Origin of the sequence: Arthrobacter sp. H-02-3 (genome assembly GCF_003097355.1) — a bacterium.
GTDB lineage: Bacteria > Actinomycetota > Actinomycetes > Actinomycetales > Micrococcaceae > Arthrobacter > Arthrobacter humicola.
The window spans coordinates 32,034-53,439 of sequence record NZ_PYUI01000007.1 but is presented as its reverse complement, the minus strand read 5'-3'; the positions used below and the strand labels follow the sequence as shown (position 1 = coordinate 53,439).

The following is a 21,406-nucleotide window of genomic DNA, read 5'->3' as shown; positions in this document are numbered from 1 at the left end:
GGTCCAGCGCCGGGATCCGGGGCAGAAATACGGCACAGGGAAAGCGGATACGCTGGGGGCATGGCCGAACAGCACTTTGACGGAACGCATTTTGGGGAGCACGGTGATGCTGCAGGCATGTCAGCGCTCGATATCGCGGACTGGCGGCTGCGCACCTTTGCCCTGTACGCCACCACGCGCAAGATCGCGGCCGACAGCCCGGCGGAGGCCCATTCCTACTGGCGCCAGGAGCGGGACCGCATGTTCGGCACGCACCCTGCGTCCGCGCTGACCGCCGAGGCCAAGGCGAGCTTCGGCGGATTGAAGACGGCGGACTACGATCCGATCTACCGGTTCTATGTTCCCCTGACCTTGGAAGGCGCAGGCCGGGAAATGAACGTGGAGACCGGGACCGACGGCCTGGTGCGGTTTGTCCGGCTGGGTACGTTCGATCTTCCCGAGATGGGACAGCTCGCGGTCTGGAAGCTCAGGGGCTACGGGGGCGGCATCTTCGTGCCGTTCCGTGATGCCACGGCCGGTCAGCCGGGCGGCAGCTACGGGGCCGGACGCTACCTGCTGGATACCATCAAGGGCGCTTTCCACGGTGTGCGGGGCTCCGGGCCCGACGCCGAATTCATCCTGGACTTCAATTTCGCCTACAACCCCTCGTGCGCCTACAACGAAGCGTGGGCCTGTCCCCTTGCGGGTCCGGCCAACCGGCTGGCCGTGGACATCCCCGTGGGCGAACTGTACTGAGCGGATGGAGTCCCAGCTCGAACAGCAGTCCCCCGCACCCGGCGTCGTCCGCGGGCCGAACACCCGGCGCCACCGCGGAATCCTGCGTTACCCCGTGGTCCGGCAGCTCCTCCGGTTCACGGGCGTCGGCGTTGTCTGCACGCTGACGTCCCTGGCCTTGTACGCCCTGTCCCGGCCCTGGTTCGGTGCCCAGCCGGCCAACGCGACGGCCCTGGTCCTGACCTCCTTCATGAACACCGCACTCAACCGGCGCCTGACATTCAAGATCACCGAACGCCGCCGGATGAAGCGCGACCACCTCAACGGCCTGATCGTGATCCTTGTGGCACTGCTGATCACCGGCGGCAGCCTGGCCGTCCTGCACTGGGTCCGTCCCGAGGCCACGGTGGCCGAAGAGCTCTGGACCACTACCCTCTCCGGCTTCGCCGCCACCGCGGTGCGGTTCACGATGCTGCGGCACTGGATCTTCCGCCGCGCCCGCCACCGCTAGCGTCACCCCCGCTGAATACCCCGGTTGCGCTATCACTTATGGCTGCTCCGGGCGCCCCGGAACAGCCATAAATGATAGAGCAACGATTCAGGTGCCGAGGGCCTGGACCCCGGCGACGGCGATGCCCACGGCAGCGGCGGCCTGACGGAGCTCCTCCGCGGTCACGGTCGCATCGAAGCTGAACCGCACGGCCGTTTGGGCGACCTCGGGTTCGATGCCCATGGCCAGCAGCACGGGCGACGGCGCGTCCGAGCCCGCCGCGCACGCCGACCCGCTGGAGCAGATCACGCCCTGGCGTTCGAGTTCCAGCAGCACTGACTCGCCGCTGGTGCCCGGGAAGCAGAAGGAAGCCACGGAGGGCAGCCGCTCGGTGGGATGCCCGGTGAGGATGGCCCCGGGAACACCGGCCAGCACAGCTGCAATGAAGTCCTCGCGGAGGTCCGCGACGCGCCGGGCCGGGTCCTGAGCCGGTTCTGCCGCCACGTCGGAAACAACGCCCTCGGCCGTTTGTCCCGCCGGTCCCGGCTGTGCGGCCCCGGCAAGAGTCAGTGCCGTCGCCAGCGCCACGGCTCCGGCGACGTTTTCCGTGCCGGAGCGGCGCCCGCGTTCCTGGCCGCCGCCGTGGACCAGCGGTTCCAGCCGGATCCGGCCGCGCACGAACAACGCGCCGCTGCCTTTGGGCGCGCCCAGCTTGTGGCCTGAAATGCTCAGCGCATCCACGCCCAGCGCGCCCGTGTCCAGCGGCAGCCAGCCGGCGGCCTGGACGGCGTCGGTGTGGAACGGGATTCCGCGGCCCCGGGCCAGCGCCGCGAGCCGGGCGATGGGCTGCACCGTCCCGACCTCGTTGTTGGCGTACATCACGCTGACCAGCGCGGTCCGGGGCCCCAGCACGGCAGCCAGCGCCTCTTCCGTGACCTGCCCGTAGCGGTCCACGGGAATCACGTCGACGATGAAGCCATGGACGCGTTCGAGGTACCGGGCGGATTCTTCCACCGCAGGATGTTCGACGGCGCTGATGGCCACCCGGTCCAAGCCCGGGTCGGCGGCGCGCCGGGCCAGGGCGATGCCCTTGACGGCGAGGTTGTCCGCCTCCGTGCCGCCGGACGTGAAGATGATCTCCCCGGACCGGCAGCCCAGGGCCTTGGCCGTCGCGGCCCGGGCCCCGGCGAGCGCCGTGGCAGCCGTGTCCCCCAGGGAGTGGTGGCTCGACGGGTTGCCGAACTCGCCCGTAAGGTACGGCCACATGGCTTCCAGCACCTCGCGGCGGACCGGGGTGGTGGCCGCGGCGTCGAGGAAGATCACGGCGGGCCTCAGCCCGCTGCCGGGTCGACGGCGGGGGCGACAGCCAGCTCGATATCGAGGCCGAGGTCCAGGGCCGTGACGCTGTGGGTCAGGCCGCCGATCGAGATGACGTCCACCCCGGTGGCCGCGATGTCCGCCACGGTGGCGAGGTTGACGTTGCCGCTGGCTTCGACCCGGGCCCTGCCGCCCACCAGCCGGACGCCGGCCGCCAGATCGGACAGGGAGAAGTTGTCCAACATGATGGTGTCCACCCCGGCGGCCAGGACCGGCTCGATCTGCTCCATGGTGTCCACTTCCACCTCGAAGTGAGTCGTGTGGCCGAGCTGGGCCTTGGCGCGCCGCAGCACCTCGGTGAGCTTCGCCGGATCGCCCCCGGTGAGGACCGCCAGGTGGTTGTCCTTGGCCAGGACGGCGTCCGAGAGGCTGAAGCGGTGGTTGGCGCCGCCGCCGCAGCGCACGGCGTAGCGTTCCAGGACCCGGAGCCCCGGCGTTGTCTTGCGGGTGTCGGTGATCCGCGCGCCGGTACCGTCCACGAGCGCCACGAACTCGGCGGTCCTGGTGGCGATGGCGCTCATCCGCTGCACCAGGTTCAGCCCGACGCGTTCGGCCAGCAGCACGGCGCGGGCGTTCCCGGTCACCCGGGCCAGTGCAGTTCCGGCAGCAAAGGACTCGCCGTCGTTGACGAGGAGTTCGACGACGGCGTCAGGGTCGGTCAGCGTCATCGCCGCGGCGAACACCTCGCCGCCGCTCAGCACGCCGGGAACGCGGGCGTTCAATACCGCCCTCGCGCGCGCCTGCGCGGGGATGAGCGTCTGCGAGGTGATGTCGCCGTACGGGGCGTCCTCCTGGAGCGCCGTGTGCAGGACGGCCAGGACGGCGGCCCGGGGCAGGCTCCCGGCGAGCGCCGCGGTGCGGGAGGGCAGGGTTTCCGGGGCGGCGGTTGCTGTCATGGCTAGATCCTTTGCATGGAGCGGGCAGCGGCATGATGCCGGCCGCTGGAGGTCAGTGAGGCGGGACCGGACTGCACGGCAGCCTCGGCATGGTCTTCCGTGGGTGCAGTGTCGTTCGAGCGGGCGGCGTCTGCCAGGCGGGAGGTGTCCGCCCGGGCGGTGTCCGCCCGGTAGTGGGCTCCGACGGACTGCGTGCGGTTCAGGGCAGCCGCCACAAGCAAGCGGGCCGCGAGGAGCAGGTTCCGGTCCTCGCGGGCGCCCTGGTCCAGGCCGGCACTGTCCCCGGCGGCAAGCCCCGCCGCCCACTGCCCCAGCTGGAGCGCGGCGGCGGCGAGCTCGGCGCCGGTGCGCGTCACTCCGGCAGCCGCGGTCATGAGCCGGCCGAGGGCTGCACGGCTGAAGGGAACCCCGGCGGCGCCGGTGCGTGGAGGAACAGCGGCCGCGGACAGGTCGAGGCTACCGGCGTGGACGTCCCCTCGCGCCGGTGAGAACCATGTCGTCTCCGGCGCGGGGGCACGCAGGAAGTCTTCGACGGCGCGGCGGCCGAACACGAGACCCTCCAGCAGCGAGTTGCTCGCCAGCCGGTTGGCCCCCTGGGCGCCGGTGCGGGCGACCTCGCCGGCGGCATAAAGGCCCGGAACGGACGTGCGGCCCCACAGATCGGTGCAGACGCCACCCATCCAGTAGTGGGCGGCCGGGGACACGGGTACCGGCTCGGCGGTCCAGTCATACCCGGCGCCCCGGGTGGCGGCCGTGATGGTCGGGAACCGCCGGGCGAGGAATCCGGTGCCGCGGGCGGACTCGATGCCGCGCGCGTCCAGGTAGACCGGGCTGTCCGGTGCGGCGCCCGTGGCGGCCAGGTGTAGGGCGATGCTGCGGGAGACGACGTCGCGCGGGGCGAGCTCGGCGTCCGGGTGGTAGTCCGGCATGAAGCGGTAGCCCGCGGAGTCCAGCAGCACCGCCCCCTCGCCGCGGACCGCTTCGGAGATGAGCAGGGCCGGCGGCCCGCCGGGGACCTCCTCGGCGGCAAGGGTGGTGGGGTGGAACTGGAAGAACTCGAGGTCCCGCACCGCGGCGCCGGCACGCCAGGCCAGGGCGAGGCCGTCGGCGGTGGCGACGGAGGGGTTGCTCGTGCGGGCAAACAGCCGGCCGGCACCCCCGGTGGCGAGGAGGACGCCGTCGGCGGCCAGCTGGTGGGTCCGGCCGCCGGCCAGATATTCCACGCCGGTGACCCGGGGCGGCGTCGTGCTGCCGGGCCGCGAGGGTGATCCGGGCTGGCAGTCGGGCCCGGCGTCGGTCAGGAGGTCCGTGACGAACGCACTGGTCTCCACCCGGAGCAGGCCCTGGACGGCCCGTTCCAGGACAGCGGCGACCAGCCCGCGGGCGATGCAGGCGCCCGTCGCGTCCCCGCCGGCGTGCAGGATGCGCGGCGCGGAATGCGCGGCTTCGAGGCCCAGGGCCGGGCCGCCGTCGGGACGGGCGTCAAAGTGCACGCCGTAGCGGCCCAGGCCGGCGATGTCCCGGACGGCCTCCGTGCAGAGGACCCGGACGGCCTCGGCGTCGTTGAGCCCGGCGCCGGCGGCGAGGGTGTCGGCGATGTGCGCGGCTACGGAGTCCCCGGGGGCGGCGTCCTCGGCCGCCAGGACGGCAGAGACACCGCCCTGGGCGTAGAAGGTATTGCTTTGCTCCAGCGTCCCCTTGCTCAGGAGGACCACCTCGATGTCACGGCCGCTGCCGGCAGCCGCGTCGGAAGCGAGCAGCGCGGCGTAGAGCCCGGCAACGCCGCTGCCGACGATCACCAGCCGCCTGGTCACGGCCGCGCCGCCAGCATGCGTTCCAGCGCCACCTTTGCCGGGGCCGCGACGTCGTCCTCCACCGTGATGCGGTTGACCACTTCGCCCCGGACGAGCGCTTCCAGGACCCAGGCAAGGTAGCCGGGGTGGATGCGGTACATCGTGGAGCAGGGGCAGATCACCGGGTCCAGGCAGAAGATGGTGTGCTGCGGGTACTCCGCGGCCAGCCGGTTGACGAGGTTGATCTCCGTGCCGACGGCGAAGGTGGTGGGCTCCGTGGCGGCGGCGATCGCCTTGCGGATGAAGTCGGTGGAGCCGGCGGCGTCGGCGGCGTCGACCACCTCCATGGGGCATTCCGGGTGCACGATGACCTGCACGCCGGGGAACTCGGCCCGGGCCTTGTCGATCTGGCCGACGTTGAAGCGCTTGTGGACGGAGCAGAAACCGTGCCAGAGGATCACGCGGGAGTCCTGCAGCGCCTGTTCATCGTTGCCGCCGAGGTCCTTGCGCGGGTTCCACATGGGCATCCTGTCCAGCGGGACGCCCATGGCCTTGGCGGTGTTGCGGCCCAGGTGCTGGTCCGGGAAGAAGAGCACGCGCTGGCCGCGCTCGAACGCCCATTCGAGCACGGTGGCGGCGTTCGAGGAGGTGCAGACAATGCCGCCATGCTCGCCGCAGAAGCCCTTGAGGGCGGCCGAGGAGTTCATGTAGGTGACCGGAATGACCGGAACCCGGCCGTCGGCGTCGGGTTCCGTGCCGAAAAGCTCCTCGAGCTGTTCCCAGCACTCGGTGACCGAGTCGATGTCCGCCATGTCCGCCATGGAGCAGCCCGCGGCAAGGTTGGGCAGGATGACGGCCTGCTCGGGCCGGGACAGGATGTCCGCAGTTTCGGCCATGAAGTGGACGCCGCAGAAGATGATGGCTTCGGCTTCCGGGCGGGTCAGTGCCGCGTTGGCGAGCTGGAAAGAATCGCCCACGAAGTCGGCGTATTCGACCACTTCGTCGCGCTGGTAGAAGTGCCCCAGCACGACGGCGCGTTCCCCCAGTGCCGCTTTCGCGGCGCGGATGCGGGCGTCGAGTTCGGCGTCGCTGGCGAGCTTGTACTCCTCCGGCAGCTGCCCCTGCCGCGGGGTCGACGCCGGGGCGGCGTCGGCGGATGAGGCGCCGGGACCGTACGCGGGCACCCCGGCGAGGGCCTCGGCGAGGTCGAAGTCCCACGGCCCGCGCGCCAGGGCGGGGCTGCAGGTGTTGGCCGCCGCGCCGCCTGCCATGGTGGTGGCCTGCTCGCGCGTGATCAGCTGGATTGCCGTGTTGACGCTGCTCATGGTGTGCTCCTGTTGTCTGGGTCAAGGCCGGGGCGGCCGGTAAAGCGGTAGAGGCGGGGCGGGCGGTGCTTGCCGCCCTGCAGGTATTGGTCGGTTTCTTCGATTTCCGGCGTGGCCTTGACCTGCCGGCGGAAGTTGGCCGGATCGAGCTCGCGGTCCAGGACGGCCTCGTAGACTTCCCGGACCTGGGCGAGGGTGAAGTACTCGCCCAGCAGGTGGTACGCGATGGATCCGTAGGCCATCTTGTTGCGCAGCCGCCACAGGGCGTAGTCGATGATCGCGTTGTGGTCGAAGGCGAGCTCGCCGAGCCGGTCGGCGCGGAACCAGCGCACGTTCTCCGACTCGTCCGCGAGCGCGGCCTCCGTGGGCTGGACCAGCGCCCAGTACACGATCGAGACGACTCGCTGGGTGGGTGAGCGGTGCAGGCCGCCGAAGGCGTAGAGCTGCTCGAGGAAGTTCGGGGCCAGTCCGGTGGTCTCGCGCAGGTTCCGGGACGCGGCATCCTGGAGGGACTCGGAGTGCGTGAGCGGGCCGCCGGGCAGTGCCCAGAGGTCCTTGAACGGTTCCCGGATCCGGCGCACCAGCGGGATCCAAAGGGTGGGCCGTCCGGACCGCTCGCTGGGACGCAGCGCAAAGATCACGGTGGAGATGGCCAGCGACGGCGGGGCGAGCTGGCGCTCCGAGACGTTGGCAGCTGTCGTGTAAACGGCGATTCACCCCGCATTCCAGACTTCTGGGCGGTCCCCGTGGGGACCCCCGGAAGGTGCCGGCCCGACCGCCGGACTAGTTATAGTCAATGTGACTAGAACTAATTCTACGACCACTGGCTCCTGAAGCGAAATGTTGCGGGCCCCGCCGTCACTGCCGCCGCGGTTGGAAGCTCACGCCGGCGGGACAATAATCGGCGGTATGGATGCTGCGGAGATTAGATACTGCTACCTCGGAGCGGCGCGTGCGTTCCTGGACCTTGTGGAACACGTGCCCGAAGCCGCCTGGACCAGGCCGGCGCTGGGCGAGTGGGACGTCCGCGCACTGACCGGCCACACGAGCCGTGCGCTGAGCACCGTCGAGACGTACCTCTCCACCCCCGCCAGCGGAGACAGGCTCGACGGCCCGGTAGCCTATTTCCTGGCGATCCGCGGCGGCGTGCCGCCCGAGGCCATCGCCGCGCGCGGCCGGGAGGCCGGCGAAGCCCTCGGGCACGACCCGGCCGCCGCCGTCAGCAAGCTCGTGGACCGGGTCACGGAACTCGTCGCGAAGACCCCGGACGACGCGCCCGTCGCCACCGCCGCCGGGGCAATGACCCTCATCGACTACCTGCCGACCCGCAGCTTCGAACTCGCCGTGCACGGCCTGGACCTGGCCCGCGCCATCGGCCTCCCGCCGCCCGATACGCTCTCCCCCGCTATCGCCGCGTCCCTGGAACTCGCCGGGGCCATCGGCGCGCGGCTGCCCTCGGCCCCGGACCTGCTGCTCCTGCTCACGGGGCGCTCCGGACTGCCCGGGAACCTCAGCGTCGTGTAGGGCCGCCGTGGATTCACCGGCGTCCGGCCGCAGCCTCCAGCAGCGGCAGGGTGCGCCCCTGGAAGTGGGTGTTGAGGACGATCACGGAGGAGGAGCGCAGGACAGTCCTGGTGCCGATCATGGCATCGAGGACGCGCTGGAGGTCTGAATTGGAGCGCGCGGCTATGCGGGCCATGAGGTCCGAACTCCCGGAGACTGTGTGGATTTCAATCAGCTCGGGGATCTGCGCCAGGGCCTCCACGACGGCGTCGTGCCCGAGGTCCTGGTTGATCGTGAGGGAACAGAACGCCACCACAGGGAAGCCGAAGTGCGCCGGATCGGGCTGCGGCACCCAGGAGCCGATCACGCCGCCGCCCTGCATCCGGTCCAGCCGCGACTGCACTGTGGCGCGGGCCACCTTCAGGACCCGCGAGGCTTCCAGGACAGAGGCCCTCGGTGAATCCGTGAAAAATCGGACAATCTTTGCATCCAGCGGATCGACGTCCATGAATTCTTCCCTCCCAAGCAGCCCGGGCCGGACAAACCGTTGCCGAATTCCCGATTCAGTGAGCAAACTGCCACCATGGTCTCACGGCCTTGGCACTACGGCAGCCGGAAAGGCCGGGCGAAAGACGGTAAATTCAATAGGTCCCATAAGGACGCGCAGATCAAAAACCACACGAAGGTTCGCCACATGACAACGAAGTCCACCGCGAAGTTACCCGCCGCCCGTCCGGCCCCGACCCTGGGGCACAGCATGAAGCCGCGGCAGCTGACCATGATGGGACTCGGCAGCGCGATCGGCGCCGGCCTGTTCCTCGGCTCAGGTGCCGGAATCCAGGCGGCGGGGCCGGCCGTACTGATCTCCTACCTCGTCGCAGGAACCCTGATCATTTTGGTCATGTGGGCGCTTGGCGAGATGGCCGCTGCCAACCCCAACAGCGGCGCGTTCTCCGTCTACGCGCAGAAGGCCATGGGCAAGACCGCCGGCGCCACCGTCGGCTGGCTCTGGTGGCTGCAGCTCGTGGTGGTCATCGCCGCTGAGGCGCTGGGTGCGGCCGCCCTCCTGTTCACCGTATGGCCGGTGATCCCCGTCTGGGCGCTGTCCCTGATCTTCATGGCCCTGTTCACGGCGGTCAACCTCGCCGGCGTGAAGAACTTCGGCGAGTTCGAGTTCTGGTTCGCCATCCTCAAGGTGGCTGCCATCCTGCTGTTCCTCGGCATCGGCGCAGCCCTGCTGCTGGGCTGGCTGCCGAACGTCCCGTCCCCGGGACTGAGCAACTTCACCTCCAATTTCGCCCCGGCGGGCCTGGGCGGCATCGCCACCGCGCTCTTCGTGGTGATCTTCGCCTTCGGCGGCACGGAGATCGTCAGCGTCGCCGCGGCCGAGACGGAGAACCCGCAGCACAGCGTGGCACAGGCGATCCGCACCGTGGTCTGGCGGATCCTCGTGTTCTACATCGGCTCGGTATTCGTCATCGCCGCCGTCCTGCCCTCGACCTCGGCGGCCTTGAAATCCCCCTTCGCCGGCGTGCTCGACGCCGCCCGGATCCCCGGCGCCGGCGCCGCGATCACTCTGGTCGCCGTCGTCGCACTGCTGTCCGCCCTGAACGCCAACCTCTACGGCGCATCGCGCATGGTGTACTCGCTCGCCGAGCGCGGGGAGGCCCCGCGGTTCCTCTCAAGGCTCAACACGGCCCGGGTCCCCGTGCTGGCCGTCAGCGTCTCTGTCGCCTTCGGCTTCCTGGCCGCCGTCCTGGAGTTGCTCTTCCCGGACCGGATCCTGCCGGCCCTGTTCCAGCTTGTCGGGTCCACGTGCCTCGTGGTGTGGGGCTCAGCCCTCGTGTCGCAGCTGATCCTGCGCCGCCGCGCGGACCGGGACGGCACCCCGCTGCCGCTGCGAATGAAGGGCTTCCCCGGGCTGACGATCTTCGGCCTGGCGCTCCTGGCGCTGATCTTCGCCGTCGGCTTCAGCAGCCCCGAGAGCAGCAAACAGCTCTTCAGCACCCTGGCCCTCGTCGCCGGCATCGCGGCGGCATGCTGGATCGGCGCCCGCGTCACCCGCAACCGGGCCACCGCCCGGCAGTCGGAATAGCCTGGAGGGAGTGCCGCTTCGCTTCCGCGCAGCGGCACTCCCCCGGCACGGCCGTTACGCCCGCGCGGCACCCCGGAGGCGGGGCACGGCCATGGCAGGCCGGATTCACCGGGACGCTGGACAAATTGCCACATGTTTAGGCTTAGGGTGACGCAGAATTATGCAGTCTGGCCAGCAATACCTAGGCTGATTGCCCACCCTGCCGCCGGTGACTAGGGTCACAGGCATGGACACACTTCTCCCCGTGGCTTCCGGCGCCCATGCCGGGGCCCTTACTGCCGATGAGCTCCGCGAGCTCTATTCGCTGATGGTGGCCGTCCGGCACCTCGACACCTCGGCCATCGCCTGGCAGCGGCAGGGCATCATCCCCGGCTACGCGCCCGAACTCGGCCAGGAAGCGGCCCAGGTGGGCAGCGGCTACGCCGTGGACACCACCCGCGACTTCGTCTTCCCCACCTACCGTGAGATGGGCGTCGCCCGCACCATGGGCGTGGACATGGTGGCCTACATGTCCACCCACAAAGCCACGTGGCATGGCGGGCTGTACAACCCGGTGGAATCCCGGCTGGCCCCGATCCAGGCGGTCGTCGCAGGTTCCGTGCTGCACGCCGTCGGCTGGGCCCACGGCCAGACGCTGGACGGGAAGGACGGCGTCGCCCTGACGTATTTCGGCGACGGCGCGTCGTCCCAGGGCGATGTCCATGAGGCCATGAACTTCGCCGCCGTGATGAAGGCGCCCGTGGTGTTCTTCATCCAGAACAACGGGTGGGCCATCTCCGTGCCCACCGAACATCAGGTAGCCGGTGGTTCCGTCGCCGCCCGCGCCGCCGGGTACGGCATCCCGGCACTGCACATCGACGGCGACGACGTCGCCGCCGTCGTCGAGGCAACCCGCCGCGCCTTCGCGCACGCCCGGGCCGGCAACGGACCCGTTGTGATCGAGGCGATGACCTACCGCCGCGGACCGCACTCCACCTCCGATGATCCGGGCCGCTACCGCTCCCTCGACGAGGAGCGCGACGGCGCCGGCATCGATCCGCTCGAACGGCTCCGCCAGCGGCTGCTCGCCGACGGCATCGCCGACGAGGCCTTCTTTGCGGAGGCCCTCGCAGCGGCCAAGGCCGAAGAGGAACAGATCCGTACCGGCGTCCAGGCGCTCGGATCCCGGCCCGGCACTGAAATGTTTGACCTGGTCTTCCAGGAAACCACCCCTGCCCTGCAGGCCCAGGCCGCCAGCTGGCGCGAGGAGTCCGAACATGTCTAACTCGATGCTTGAAAGCGAGGCTGTGGTGGAAAGTCCCGCATCAGCCACCGTGATGTCCATGCAGCAGGCGCTCAACCGCGCCCTCGACGAGGTCCTGGCGGACAACCCGAGAACCCTGATTTTCGGCGAGGACTGCGGCCGGCTCGGCGGCGTCTTCCGGATTACGGACGGCCTGCAGGCCAAGCACGGCCCGCAGCGGGTCTTTGACACCCCGCTGGCGGAATCCGGCATTCTCGGCATGTCCGTGGGCCTGGCGATGGCCGGCTTCCACCCCATCCCCGAGGTCCAGTTCGACGGCTTCGCCTACCCGGCCATCAACCAGATCGTGTGCCAGATCGCCCGGATGAACTACCGCAGCCGGGGCACCATGCCCATGCCGATCACGCTGCGCGTGCCCAGCTTCGGCGGCATCCGGGCGCCCGAACACCACGGCGAAAGCCTCGAGGCGCTCTTTGCCCACGTCCCGGGCCTGAAGGTCGTCTCGCCGTCGAACCCGCACGAGGCCTACCACCTGCTCAAGTACGCCGCGACGCGGCCGGACCCGGTCATCTTCATGGAACCGAAGTCCCGCTACTGGCAGAAGGGCGAGGTCGACCTCGCCCGGCACGATGCGGCCGGGGTCTCCCCCACCGGGGCCAAGGTCATGCGCGAGGGCCGCCACCTGACGCTCGTCGCGTGGGGCGCCATGGTGGCCCGCTGCCTGCAGGTGGCCGAGCTCGCCGCGGAAGACGGGATCGACATCGAGGTCCTGGACCTGCGCTGGCTCAAGCCGATCGACGCCGAGGCGCTGGCCGCCTCCGTGCGCAAGACGCGCCGCGCCGTCGTCGTCCATGAAGCGCCGCTCACCTCGGGCCTCGGCGCCGAAGTGGCGCAGCTGATCACACAGAGCTGCTTCGGCACGCTCAAGGCGCCGGTGGAGCGCGTCACCGGCTTCGACGTCCCGCATCCCTCCGGCGATCTGGAAGACGAATACATCCCGAACATTGACCGGATCCTCTTCGGGATCCAGCGAGTATTGGAGTACAAACGTGGCTGAAATTTCCTTCCCGCTGCCGGATCTCGGCGAGGGCCTGATCGAAGCGACCGTGCTGGAATGGCTCGTTTCCCCGGGAGACCAGGTGGAGCGCAACCAGCCGCTCGTGGAGGTCGAAACCACCAAATCGGCCGTTGAATTGCCCAGCCCGCAGGCAGGTAAAGTGGTGCGTATCCACGGCGGGCCCGGTGACAAGATCAATGTCGGCGAGCCCCTGATTGTGTTCGAGGTCCCGGACAATACCGCCGGCATCGTGGGCACGGTCCCGAAGGAAGAGGCACCGAAGCGCCGGGTCCGCCTGAGCGCCGTACTTGATGAGGACTGACACCATGAGCGGCAGACACACCGGCGAACAGCATTCCCACACCGTGGAGGGCACCGACCCCCAGCTGTATGTGGAGGTGCATGAGCCCCAGAACGACGCCGGGCTCCGTCCGATCCTGCTGCTGCACGGGTTTTCCTCCTCCTCCAAGCTCAACTGGGAGGACACCGGCTGGCTCACCGCACTCCTGGACGCCGGCCGTCGCGTCATCACCGTGGACCTGCCAGGTCACGGCCGCAGTGGCGCCCCCGAAGATATGGACTCCTACTCCCCCAGCCGGATCCGTGCGGACCTGCTCCAGATCGCGTTCGACGCCGGCGCGCGTCCCCTGCGCGACGGCGACCCGTCCAGCGGGCTCGACGTGATCGGCTATTCGCTGGGGTCCCGGCTGGCCTGGGAGTTTGGCGCCACCCAGCATGAGCTCGTGCACCGCCTGGTGCTGGGCGGGCCGAACACCGCGGATCCGCTGGCGGACTTTGACCTCGTGGCCGCGCAGCGGTACCTGGCCGACGGCACCCCGATCGCCGACGCATCGACCGCCGAACTGCTGAAGATGGCCCAGTTGCTGCCCAGCAACAACATTTTCGCGCTGCTCTCGCTCGTGGAGGCCATCAAGGGCGAGCCGTTCGATCCTGCCGAGGCAATCCCGCCCATGCCGATGCTGCTGGTGGCCGGGGAGAAGGACGACCGCGCTGCTTCCATGCCGGACCTCGCCGCCCTGGGGGCCAAGTCCGGCGCCATGGTGGAGCAGCTCACCCTGCCCGGCCGTAACCACACCAACGCCGTCACCAGCCGCGCCTTCAAGCAGGGGGCCATCAGCTTCCTGGCCGTCTAGGGCCTCCCTCAAACAGCAACGCGGGGTCACTTAGCGCCGGTCCGATTCGACAGGATGGGCGCCAAGTAACCCCGCGTTGCTTTTGCGCGGACTACTGATGGCTGCTGACGGCCCGGTTTCCGGCATGGCAGGTGCGTCCCGTCCCTCGGCCCAACCTTTTTCAAAGTTGCACTTCCTATCCTGCCCAAAGGGGGGGCCTGTATTTGGAGGATCAGCAAGGCCCGGTCACTGAGCGGATCCACAAGCGTCGGAGGAATGGGGAGCTGTAGGAATCGGCGTGATTCCAAGTGTTTTGACCGATCGCCTGAACATTGGAGATCAATATGTCACCCCTGGAGCAGTTGAAGATCGGACGCCGCTCAATGTTGGGTTTAGTCGCAGCGACATCGCTGCCGGCCGTTCTCCCGGTCCTGGGCGCTCCACCAGCTGCCGCCGCCGTGACCGCGCCCGAAGCACTGCTGGCCCCGGTCGCCTACGCGGTCCCGGACCGGGCACCCCTGACCGCCACGACCCTCACGGGAACGTCCCGGCTGCAGTCGGAGATCATGGTGGCCATGGACAGGAACCGGGTCCGGGGATGGAACTGCTACAGCGGCACTTTGAAGGAAACCCGGGACGAAGGGCTGACCTGGACAACTGTCAGGACGTTTGCCGGGGAGTTCGTCGAAGCCGTCGTTCCCCTGGACAACGGCGAGCTGCTGGTGTTCGTCCTGATTACGGCCACCAACATGCGGCGCGCATATGTGTCCAGCGGCTACGGGTCCGGCTCGGCCTCGTGGACGGTGGTCCTGAACGGGTCCAATCCCCAGGTCAAGTTTGCTTCCGCTTGGGGGCTCGCCGTCCACGACAACATTGTCCTGGCCAACGAATACGGACCGAAATCCGGCTACACGTGGTCCGGTGGCACGGAAATTATCGCCGAGGGCAAGAACGCGCGTTACACGTATCTGTCCCTGGACTACGGCAGGACGTGGACGACAATCTTTGACCTGAATGCATGGCTGACGGCAAAGGGCCGCAGCACGAAGGGGCATCACCTTCACGGAGTGGCCTGGGATCCCTACTGGGACCGTATCTGGCTCAATTTTGGGGACAACATGTCCGGAGCCGGCTCCAACGGCGTCCTCTACTCCGACAACCTCGGGGCAACATGGCAGGAAGCCCACTACTTCTCGGGTACGAACGGAACGCAGACTGTGGGCATTCTGCCCCTGCCCCGCTGCGTCCTCCTGGCGGGGGATGTCAATCCTTCCGGACTGCACCGGATCAATCGCACCGAGGGCAAAATTCACACAGGGCACTACACGCTGGATCTCGCCTATGACGCGCCGGCAAGTCTGGGTATGCATCTATGCCAGGGCATCAGCCGGATCAGGCGCGTGGGGGATGACGCGCCGGCCTTTTTTGGCTTCTGTCCCGATGTTGCCTCCGGGTACTCCTTTGTCATCGCAACGTTCGACGGCTACACGGTGACCGAAGTCTGGCGGGACAAGGATGCCCGGCCTGCCGGCCAAGGTATCCGGAACGTCCTGGGCCCGACCTTGCGCGGAGACCTCATCGTCGCCTCAAACGACGGCAGGGTGGCCGGGAAATGGTCCCAGTTCAAGGGCAGCGCCCCCGGGTACTAGAACAGCAACGCGGGGCCACTTGCGGCCCGTCCGAATGGTTCGGATGGCCCGCAGGTGACCCCGCGTCGCTGTTGTGCGGTTCTAGTGCTTGCTGAGGCCCAGCGGGCGGCCGCGGGTTTCACCGGCCAGCAGGACGCCGACGGCGGAAATGACGCACAGGATCATGATGTAGATGCCGATGGAGCCCGTCCAGTGCGTGCCCTGCAGGAGCGCTTCGGCGATCATGGCCGCGAAGGCGCCGCCGAGGATGGCGCCGAACGCGTAGCCGATCGAGATGCCGGAGTAGCGGACCTTGGCCGGGAACATCTCGGCGTACATGGCGGACATGGGGCCGTAGGACAGGCCCAGGCCGATCGTGAGGACGAACAGCGCCACGCCGTAGAGCACGATGTCCTTGGTGTCGATGAGCGCGAACATCGGGATCATCCAGGCGAAGACGATCGCGTAGCCGAGCAGGAACGTCTTGACGCGGCCGATCTTGTCCGAGAGCCAGCCGCCAACCAGCGTGAAGATCAGCCAGCCGAAGGAAGCCAGCGTGGTGGCCAGCAGGATCTGCGGGGTCTGCATCTTCAGTGTCTTGGTGGCGTAGGAGATGAAGAAGGCGATCAGCAGGTAGCCGGCGGCGTTGTTGCCGATGAAGATCATCGTGGAGTAAAGGACGGCCTTCTTGTGCTTGCGGATCAGCTCGCCGAGGGGAGCCTTGCTCTCCTCCTTGCGGTCTTGCATCTCCTTGAAGACAGGGCTTTCGGACACGGCGCGGCGGATCAGGTAGCCGACGACGATCAGCACGATGGAGAGCAGGAACGGCACACGCCAGCCCCAGGAGGCGAAGTCTTCCTTGGACATGCTGGTGTTCAGGAAGTACAGCAGGCCCGTGGCGAGGATCATGCCCACCGGTACACCGATCTGCGGGTAGGCGCCGAAGAGGCCTCGCTTGCTCAGCGGAGCATGCTCCACGGCCATCAGCGCGGCGCCGCCCCATTCACCGCCGGCGGAGAAGCCCTGGATGACGCGGAGCGTGATGAGCAGGATGGGGGCCCAGACGCCGATCTGCGCGTAGGTGGGCAGCATGCCGATCAGGGCCGTAGCGGCACCCATCATGACCAGCGTAAAGACGAGCATGGCTTTGCGGCCGAGGCGGTCGCCCAGGTGGCCGGCAACGATCGCGCCGAGCGGGCGGAACAGGAAGCTGATGCCGATGAGGGCAAAGGACAGGATCTGTGCCAGGCCGGGGTTGGATGCGTTCAGCGGGGCCAGGAACAACGGTGACAGCAGCGTTGCCGTCAGCTGGGCAAAAATAAAGAAGTCGTACCACTCGATGGTGGTGCCGACCAGCGTCCCGGCGAGGACCTTGCGTTCCTCATGTTTGTTGCTGGGACCCGCTACTGAATCTACGGAAGAAGTTACGGTCATTGGAACTCCGTTGCTGGGGGCAGAGGTACTGCCCGGGGTGGGTGCGAAGTGACTAGCTGGTGCCTCGTGGAACTCGTGCCGCAGGAGCTGCGGATCACTCTAATTACTGATCGAACGGTCAGTTGGTATGTAGGATACTACTATGAAAATGTGATATCCCGCACACATTTCCGGGGTGCGTCTTGCGCGCCTCAGTCGGTGCGGGCCAGGAAGTCGCGGATCCGGGCGCGGACCGGCTCACGGTCGTAGCTGTTCACGAGGGCGCCGGCCATGCGGACGGGGTCCCCGAAGAAGAAGTACTCGTAGAGCGACTGCCGGCCGGAGAACCCGGAAATCGAGGCGTCGAAAGCCAGCTTGAAGAGCCGGACGCGCTCGGGACCGGTCAGGGTTTTGCCCTGCAGGTACAGCTCGATGTCCGCGCGGGCCTCGCTGTTCACGTCCGCCTCGCCCGGCAGCGCCATGAGGCCCGACGCAGAGAACTTGCGGATGATCTGCGGGAAGCGCTGGGCGATCTTCGGGTACCAGTTGCGGGCGGCGTTCAGGGTGGACCACTTGGGCAGCATGACGCCGGCGTCGTTGAGCTCGGCGTCGGCTTCGGAGGCGCGGACCAGCGCCCGGCCGATTTCGACGTCGATAATCAGCTCCGCGATGTCCTCCTGGATGTGCTGGAAGCCGTCGATGCCGATCGATTCGGCCAGCTCGGATGCCAGGCCCAGGAAGAACTCGCTCTTGGCGATGGTGCGGGTGACCACCTGGTGGGTCATGAGCGCGCCGGCGCCGGTTTCGGAGTAGAAGCTGTTGCACAGTTGCGGGTTGCCGAGCATGAAGATGCGCTCGTTGGGCACGAAGACGTGGTCGAAGACCGCGACGGCGTCCATTTCCTCGTAGCGGGAGGCGAGCGGCTCGTCGTGGGTGCTGCCGCCGTTGTAGAGCGAGGTGCGGCAGAGGTAGCGCAGGCCCGGAGCATCGTTGGGGATGGCGAAGGCGTAGGAGTAGGGGGCGTCTTCCGGGGTGCCGCGGAGCACCGTGGACGGGAAGACGAGGAGCTCGTCGGCGATCGGGGCGATGGTGGCAAGCATGCGCGCACCGTGGATGACGATCCCGTCCTCGCGCTCCTCGATGATCCGGGCCGACAGCTGGCCGCCGAGCTGCTCCGAACCGGAGACCGAGCGGTTCACTTGCGGCGGGATGAGGGTGTGCGTGGCGAGGACGTCGTTCTCCCGGGCCCACTCGTAGTAGTTGCGGATGTTCTCACCGAACTTCGGATCCGCCTGAGAGAACCACTTCTCGGCAGTGCTGAGCGCGGTGAGCGAGGAGTTCATGTAGTCCCCGGAGCGGCCAAGGAAGCCGTTGGAGGACTCGGCCCACGTGGAGATGGCCCGGCGCCGGCGCTGGAGGTCCTCAATGGTCCTCGGCACCAGGAAGGACGCGTTGACGAGGTCGCCGGTGCTCGGCGAGGTGTAGGTCAGCGCGTCCTGGTACTTCGGATCATGCTGCATGTCGAAGAGCCTGGCGTAGGAGCGGGCCACATTGCGGAAGGCGGGGTGCTCGGCGATCTTCTCGCTGACCACCTCGCCGTCGATCACCACATGCGGGGTCATGGCGTTGAGCTTGTCCAGATACTGCCGTCCGGTGCGGATACCCATTGGTCTTTCTCCAGTCGTCGTTGAGCTGAGCGGTCTTGAAGGGGGTGCGGGGGCTAGAGCAGGTCTTCCATGCCCAGCTGGCTTTCCGGGATGGTGGTGAACGATCCGTTGGCGAACGCCAGGGCATCGCCGTTGCGGTAGTTGAAGTCCGCGACCTCGCCGATGTACAGGGTGTGGTCGCCGCCGTCGTAGGCCGCCCAGGGCCTGCACGCGAAGTAGGCGAGCACATTGGACAGCCGCGGTGCGGTCTCCCCTTCCACCCACAGCGGCTCGGGCCCGGGGCGGCCGGCGAAGTGCATGGCCAGCTGCCGCTGCTCGGCGCCGAGAATGTTCACCGTGAAGGGCCGGCCGGCGAGTTCATCGTGCGCCTTGGCGGTGCGGGCGATGCTCACCAGCACCAGCGGCGGGTCCATCGAGACGGACGTGAAGGAGTTGACGGTGATGCCGTGGCGCTTCGTCACCCCGTCGAAGGTGACGATCGCGACGCCGGTGGCGTACCTGCCGAGGCTGCCCCGGAAATGGTTGGCCCGCGGGTCGGCCGCCCGGCCGTGGACACGCCCGGCGCCCGGGGCATCCCCGGCATGGTCGCGAGGCTCGGCAATCATCGATGATCCCTTGGGTTCGGTGGCGGTCTTCCCAGGCTGCGCTTTCAGCGCGTGCTCTCACGGGCTGTAGTTGTCCTGGCGCTGTATTTTCTCTTGGGCTTTTTATGCTCGGGCTTTTTATACGCTGTTGTTCTATAATCGAACAAATAGTTCCCATATAGAACGCTAGCGGACCGTGAGCCGGAACACAAGAGCCTCCGGCGAAGCCGGCTTACCGCGACCCCGCCCCTAGGATGGATCCCATGACCCCGAACGCCGGCAGCGCCCAGGCCTCCCCATCCCAGACGCTCTCCCGCGGCATCAGGGCCCTGGAGATCCTCGCCGAAGCACAGCAGCCGCTCACCATCGCCGAACTCGCCGACGCCATGGGTGTCCACCGCTCCGTGGCCTACCGCATCCTGCGCACGCTCGAGGACCATTCGCTGCTGGTGCGCGACGACGGCGGCCGTGTCCAGCCGGGCCCGGGCCTGGCCGTCCTGGCGCGGGGCGTCTCGCGCAACCTGCAGTCCGCGGCCCTGCCGGAGCTGACCCAACTGGCCAACACCCTGACGATGAGCGCCTTCGTGGCCGTCTGGGACCGGGAGGAGTGCGTGACGCTGGTGACCGTTGATCCGCGGCACAGCGGCCCCGCCGTCGTGCAGCACCCGGGATCGCGGCATCCCATCAGCGCCGGCGCGCCGGGCATCGCCATCCAGTCCGCCTTCACGGAACAGGAGTGGCAGTCCCTGGCCCCGGGCATCCCGTACCGGGCCGAAGCGGCCGAGGCCCGGCGACGCGGCTTCGCGGCGAGCCACGACGAGGTCATTACCGGCGTGTCCTCCCTTGCGGTGCCGCTGCGCGTGCCCGGAGGCCGGCCGGCTGCCCTCGCGGTGGTCTACATCCGCGCGGCACAGGATCCGGACGAGGTCGCCGGCGCCCTCACGGAGGCGGCCCGGCGCATCGAGGCACAGTTGGGCTAAACGCCCGCGCCCTGGCCCGTCGTCCTGTCCCAACTGACTCGCAGCTAGGGCCTAGGGCCGCTTTCAGCGCTCAAAACGACCATAGCTGCTAGTCAGTTGGGGGTGTTCTTCCCGCGTTGCCGGAGGACGACGGCGGCGGCGGTCCCCAGGAGGAACAGCGCCGTCGCGGCGCACACCGGCACGAGGAACGCCGTTGAAAACCCGAAGTTCTGGGCGAGCTGTCCGGCGATGGAGGATCCGAGCGCTGTGCCTGCGACGATGCCGCTGGCCAGGGCCGTCATGACCGTGCCGAGCTTTCCGGCCGGAGCCACGAGGCCGCCGATCGCGAAGACGGTGACCATGAGCGGGCCGACGGGCAGGCCCAGGACGAGCAGCACGAGAACCATGGGCAGTGCCGTCGCGGGCAGCAGCAACAGCGGAGCAAGGCCGGCCATGAGTGCCGCGCAGGCGATCCAGCGGGCGTTGACCGTGAGGCGACGGGGCCAGTACGCGACCGAGAGGGCGGCCGCGGCAGAGCTGAGTCCCATGGCGGCGTAGAGCAGGCCCGCGAGCTCGGACGTGGCGAAGCTGGCGGAGAAGGAGCTCAGCGCTGTCTGGGTGGAGCCGAAGAACGTGCCCATGCACACCATCGCGAGCGCGGGAAGGGCGACGGCGGCCAGGGTCCGGAGGCGCCGTGGCGTCGGGGCGTCCCGGTCCCGCTCCCCTGCCGTCCCGGCGACGGAACCGGCAGCCGGCCGCCGGGGGGTGCGGATCACGGCATGGTGCGTGGGGTGGACGGCGAAGGCGGGTACGAGGACAACGGTCAGTGCCGCAGCGAGGGCCAGCGGCAGCCACGGCGCGAGCAGGCTGGCGAGGACACCGACCAGTGCGGGACCAAGCACGAACGTGAGTTCGTCCGCTGTGCTCTCATAGGACAGGGCGGTGTCCAGGTCCGCGGAGGTTGCGCCGGCCGCGCGGCCGGCACCGGACGTCCGGGATGTCAGTGCCATCCAGCGGACCCGGGCGAGCGGGCCGACCTGCGGGCAACTGGCCCCGGCCACGAAGGCCGCGGCGAGCGCGGGGGCGCCAGCGGCAAGGTCCTGCACACCGGAAATCAGGTACGCCGCGAGGATCAGGGCGACAATGGCCGCGGTATTGGCGATGGCGGACACCAGCAGGACTCCGCGCTGGCCGAGCCGGTCCGCGAGGACGCCCAGGACGGGAGCACCCAGCGCGGAACCGATGCCGACCGCACCGGCTGCGGCGCCGCCCACGGCATAGGATCCGGTGACGGCGGTGACAAGGGTGAGGGCGCCGACGGTGAGCATGGCCAGCGGCAGTCGCGCGAAGAGCCCCAGCGGGATGAAAGTCCGCCCGGCCAGCAGCGGCAGGCGGGCGAAGCGGCCGCCCTTCCCGGGCGCGGGGGCGGGCAGCGCGGGGGCCTGAACGGCCGGTACGGGCATGGGGTCGGCAGAGGTGGTTTGGCCGGCCGAGGGGATCGCGTCAAGAGCAGACGCCAATGAAGACGG

The 21,406-nt window shown here is 68.7% G+C and carries 20 protein-coding genes; 10 read left to right on the top strand and 10 right to left on the bottom strand.

Features of this window, described 5'->3' with window-relative positions:
- The first annotated feature begins 60 nt into the window (after nucleotides 1–60).
- Together C9424_RS08900 and C9424_RS08895 are read left to right on the top strand one after the other, a co-directional pair.
- Nucleotides 61–735, top strand: coding sequence for a DUF1684 domain-containing protein (locus C9424_RS08900; RefSeq protein ID WP_116766523.1), 675 nt, complete (start codon nucleotides 61–63; stop codon nucleotides 733–735).
- A 4-nt stretch (nucleotides 736–739) separates the two neighbouring features.
- Nucleotides 740–1,225 carry a GtrA family protein gene (locus C9424_RS08895; RefSeq protein WP_116766522.1) on the top strand — a complete coding sequence of 162 codons (486 nt, stop codon included), beginning with the start codon at nucleotides 740–742 and terminating at the stop codon, nucleotides 1,223–1,225.
- Nucleotides 1,226–1,312: 87 nt separating this feature from the next.
- On the opposite strand, the gene C9424_RS08890 is transcribed toward C9424_RS08895, so the two are convergent.
- Genes C9424_RS08890 through C9424_RS08870 form a run of 5 tightly spaced genes read right to left on the bottom strand, consistent with a single transcriptional unit; the run spans nucleotide 1,313 to nucleotide 7,308 of the window.
- Nucleotides 1,313–2,527: a cysteine desulfurase family protein gene (locus tag C9424_RS08890; protein WP_116766521.1), complete on the bottom strand. Its 1,215-nt coding sequence runs from the start codon at nucleotides 2,525–2,527 to the stop codon at nucleotides 1,313–1,315.
- 8 nt (nucleotides 2,528–2,535) lie between these two features.
- On the bottom strand, nucleotides 2,536–3,477 hold the full coding sequence (gene nadC / locus C9424_RS08885; protein WP_116766520.1) for a carboxylating nicotinate-nucleotide diphosphorylase: 942 nt from the start codon (nucleotides 3,475–3,477) through the stop codon (nucleotides 2,536–2,538).
- A gap of 2 nt (nucleotides 3,478–3,479) precedes the next feature.
- The gene (gene nadB / locus C9424_RS08880; RefSeq protein WP_116766519.1) at nucleotides 3,480–5,291 is read right to left on the bottom strand and encodes an L-aspartate oxidase; all 1,812 of its coding nucleotides are present in this window, start codon (nucleotides 5,289–5,291) and stop codon (nucleotides 3,480–3,482) included.
- Nucleotides 5,288–6,595: a quinolinate synthase NadA gene (nadA, locus tag C9424_RS08875; RefSeq protein WP_116766518.1), complete on the bottom strand. Its 1,308-nt coding sequence runs from the start codon at nucleotides 6,593–6,595 to the stop codon at nucleotides 5,288–5,290. Before nadA ends, nadB begins: the two co-directional genes overlap by 4 nt.
- Nucleotides 6,592–7,308 carry an NUDIX hydrolase gene (locus tag C9424_RS08870; protein WP_091253495.1) on the bottom strand — a complete coding sequence of 239 codons (717 nt, stop codon included), beginning with the start codon at nucleotides 7,306–7,308 and terminating at the stop codon, nucleotides 6,592–6,594. The genes nadA and C9424_RS08870 overlap by 4 nt, the downstream gene beginning before the upstream one ends.
- Nucleotides 7,309–7,504: 196 nt before the next feature.
- On the opposite strand from C9424_RS08870, the gene C9424_RS08865 reads away from it, so the two are divergent.
- Nucleotides 7,505–8,119, top strand: a complete 615-nt coding sequence (locus C9424_RS08865) for a maleylpyruvate isomerase N-terminal domain-containing protein (protein WP_161958213.1) — start codon at nucleotides 7,505–7,507, stop codon at nucleotides 8,117–8,119.
- A 13-nt stretch (nucleotides 8,120–8,132) separates the two neighbouring features.
- Here the strand turns inward: C9424_RS08865 and C9424_RS08860 are convergent, their stop codons facing one another.
- Nucleotides 8,133–8,606 (bottom strand): Lrp/AsnC family transcriptional regulator, encoded by a 474-nt coding sequence (locus C9424_RS08860; RefSeq protein ID WP_116766516.1) that lies wholly within the window; start codon nucleotides 8,604–8,606, stop codon nucleotides 8,133–8,135.
- Between the two features lie 186 nt (nucleotides 8,607–8,792).
- Here C9424_RS08860 and C9424_RS08855 point away from each other — a divergent pair, with 186 nt between their 5' ends.
- The 6 genes from C9424_RS08855 (at nucleotide 8,793) to C9424_RS08830 (ending at nucleotide 15,275) form a co-directional block, all read left to right on the top strand.
- Nucleotides 8,793–10,193: an amino acid permease gene (locus C9424_RS08855; RefSeq protein WP_116766515.1), complete on the top strand. Its 1,401-nt coding sequence runs from the start codon at nucleotides 8,793–8,795 to the stop codon at nucleotides 10,191–10,193.
- A 226-nt stretch (nucleotides 10,194–10,419) separates the two neighbouring features.
- Nucleotides 10,420–11,457 carry a thiamine pyrophosphate-dependent enzyme gene (locus C9424_RS08850; protein WP_116766514.1) on the top strand — a complete coding sequence of 346 codons (1,038 nt, stop codon included), beginning with the start codon at nucleotides 10,420–10,422 and terminating at the stop codon, nucleotides 11,455–11,457.
- Entirely contained in the window at nucleotides 11,450–12,493 is a 1,044-nt protein-coding gene (locus C9424_RS08845; protein WP_116766513.1) for an alpha-ketoacid dehydrogenase subunit beta, read from the top strand. Before C9424_RS08850 ends, C9424_RS08845 begins: the two co-directional genes overlap by 8 nt.
- Entirely contained in the window at nucleotides 12,486–12,815 is a 330-nt protein-coding gene (locus C9424_RS08840; RefSeq protein ID WP_043482513.1) for a biotin/lipoyl-containing protein, read from the top strand. Before C9424_RS08845 ends, C9424_RS08840 begins: the two co-directional genes overlap by 8 nt.
- A gap of 4 nt (nucleotides 12,816–12,819) precedes the next feature.
- Entirely contained in the window at nucleotides 12,820–13,647 is an 828-nt protein-coding gene (locus C9424_RS08835; RefSeq protein ID WP_116766512.1) for an alpha/beta fold hydrolase, read from the top strand.
- Nucleotides 13,648–13,970: 323 nt separating this feature from the next.
- Nucleotides 13,971–15,275 carry a hypothetical protein gene (locus tag C9424_RS08830; RefSeq protein WP_116766511.1) on the top strand — a complete coding sequence of 435 codons (1,305 nt, stop codon included), beginning with the start codon at nucleotides 13,971–13,973 and terminating at the stop codon, nucleotides 15,273–15,275.
- A gap of 81 nt (nucleotides 15,276–15,356) precedes the next feature.
- Here the strand turns inward: C9424_RS08830 and C9424_RS08825 are convergent, their stop codons facing one another.
- The 3 genes from C9424_RS08825 to C9424_RS08815 all read right to left on the bottom strand — a co-directional run bounded on the left by C9424_RS08825 (nucleotide 15,357) and on the right by C9424_RS08815 (nucleotide 18,939).
- Nucleotides 15,357–16,688, bottom strand: a complete 1,332-nt coding sequence (locus C9424_RS08825) for an MFS transporter (RefSeq protein WP_116766510.1) — start codon at nucleotides 16,686–16,688, stop codon at nucleotides 15,357–15,359.
- Between the two features lie 191 nt (nucleotides 16,689–16,879).
- Nucleotides 16,880–18,334, bottom strand: coding sequence for a 4-hydroxyphenylacetate 3-monooxygenase, oxygenase component (gene hpaB / locus C9424_RS08820; RefSeq protein ID WP_116766509.1), 1,455 nt, complete (start codon nucleotides 18,332–18,334; stop codon nucleotides 16,880–16,882).
- Nucleotides 18,335–18,387: 53 nt separating this feature from the next.
- A complete protein-coding gene (locus C9424_RS08815) occupies nucleotides 18,388–18,939 on the bottom strand; it encodes a flavin reductase family protein (RefSeq protein WP_116766508.1) in 552 nt (183 codons plus the stop codon).
- 242 nt (nucleotides 18,940–19,181) lie between these two features.
- Between C9424_RS08815 and C9424_RS08810 the strand changes: the two genes are divergently transcribed.
- Nucleotides 19,182–19,898 carry an IclR family transcriptional regulator gene (locus tag C9424_RS08810; protein WP_116766507.1) on the top strand — a complete coding sequence of 239 codons (717 nt, stop codon included), beginning with the start codon at nucleotides 19,182–19,184 and terminating at the stop codon, nucleotides 19,896–19,898.
- A 92-nt stretch (nucleotides 19,899–19,990) separates the two neighbouring features.
- On the opposite strand, the gene C9424_RS08805 is transcribed toward C9424_RS08810, so the two are convergent.
- Nucleotides 19,991–21,340, bottom strand: coding sequence for an MFS transporter (locus C9424_RS08805; RefSeq protein WP_237563384.1), 1,350 nt, complete (start codon nucleotides 21,338–21,340; stop codon nucleotides 19,991–19,993).
- Nucleotides 21,341–21,406: the final 66 nt, after the last annotated feature.

Bases quoted from the DNA above. Each gene is read 5' to 3' on its own strand.
- C9424_RS08900 (WP_116766523.1), top strand. From the start codon at position 61: ATGGCCGAACAGCACTTTGACGGAACGCATTTTGGGGAGCACGGTGAT.
- C9424_RS08895 (WP_116766522.1), top strand. From the start codon at position 740: ATGGAGTCCCAGCTCGAACAGCAGTCCCCCGCACCCGGCGTCGTCCGC.
- nadC (WP_116766520.1), bottom strand. From the start codon at position 3,477: ATGACAGCAACCGCCGCCCCGGAAACCCTGCCCTCCCGCACCGCGGCG.
- nadA (WP_116766518.1), bottom strand. From the start codon at position 6,595: ATGAGCAGCGTCAACACGGCAATCCAGCTGATCACGCGCGAGCAGGCC.
- C9424_RS08865 (WP_161958213.1), top strand. From the start codon at position 7,505: ATGGATGCTGCGGAGATTAGATACTGCTACCTCGGAGCGGCGCGTGCG.
- C9424_RS08860 (WP_116766516.1), bottom strand. From the start codon at position 8,606: ATGGACGTCGATCCGCTGGATGCAAAGATTGTCCGATTTTTCACGGAT.
- C9424_RS08855 (WP_116766515.1), top strand. From the start codon at position 8,793: ATGACAACGAAGTCCACCGCGAAGTTACCCGCCGCCCGTCCGGCCCCG.
- C9424_RS08850 (WP_116766514.1), top strand. From the start codon at position 10,420: ATGGACACACTTCTCCCCGTGGCTTCCGGCGCCCATGCCGGGGCCCTT.
- C9424_RS08845 (WP_116766513.1), top strand. From the start codon at position 11,450: ATGTCTAACTCGATGCTTGAAAGCGAGGCTGTGGTGGAAAGTCCCGCA.
- C9424_RS08835 (WP_116766512.1), top strand. From the start codon at position 12,820: ATGAGCGGCAGACACACCGGCGAACAGCATTCCCACACCGTGGAGGGC.
- C9424_RS08830 (WP_116766511.1), top strand. From the start codon at position 13,971: ATGTCACCCCTGGAGCAGTTGAAGATCGGACGCCGCTCAATGTTGGGT.
- C9424_RS08825 (WP_116766510.1), bottom strand. From the start codon at position 16,688: ATGACCGTAACTTCTTCCGTAGATTCAGTAGCGGGTCCCAGCAACAAA.
- hpaB (WP_116766509.1), bottom strand. From the start codon at position 18,334: ATGGGTATCCGCACCGGACGGCAGTATCTGGACAAGCTCAACGCCATG.
- C9424_RS08815 (WP_116766508.1), bottom strand. From the start codon at position 18,939: ATGATTGCCGAGCCTCGCGACCATGCCGGGGATGCCCCGGGCGCCGGG.
- C9424_RS08810 (WP_116766507.1), top strand. From the start codon at position 19,182: ATGACCCCGAACGCCGGCAGCGCCCAGGCCTCCCCATCCCAGACGCTC.
- C9424_RS08805 (WP_237563384.1), bottom strand. From the start codon at position 21,340: ATGCCCGTACCGGCCGTTCAGGCCCCCGCGCTGCCCGCCCCCGCGCCC.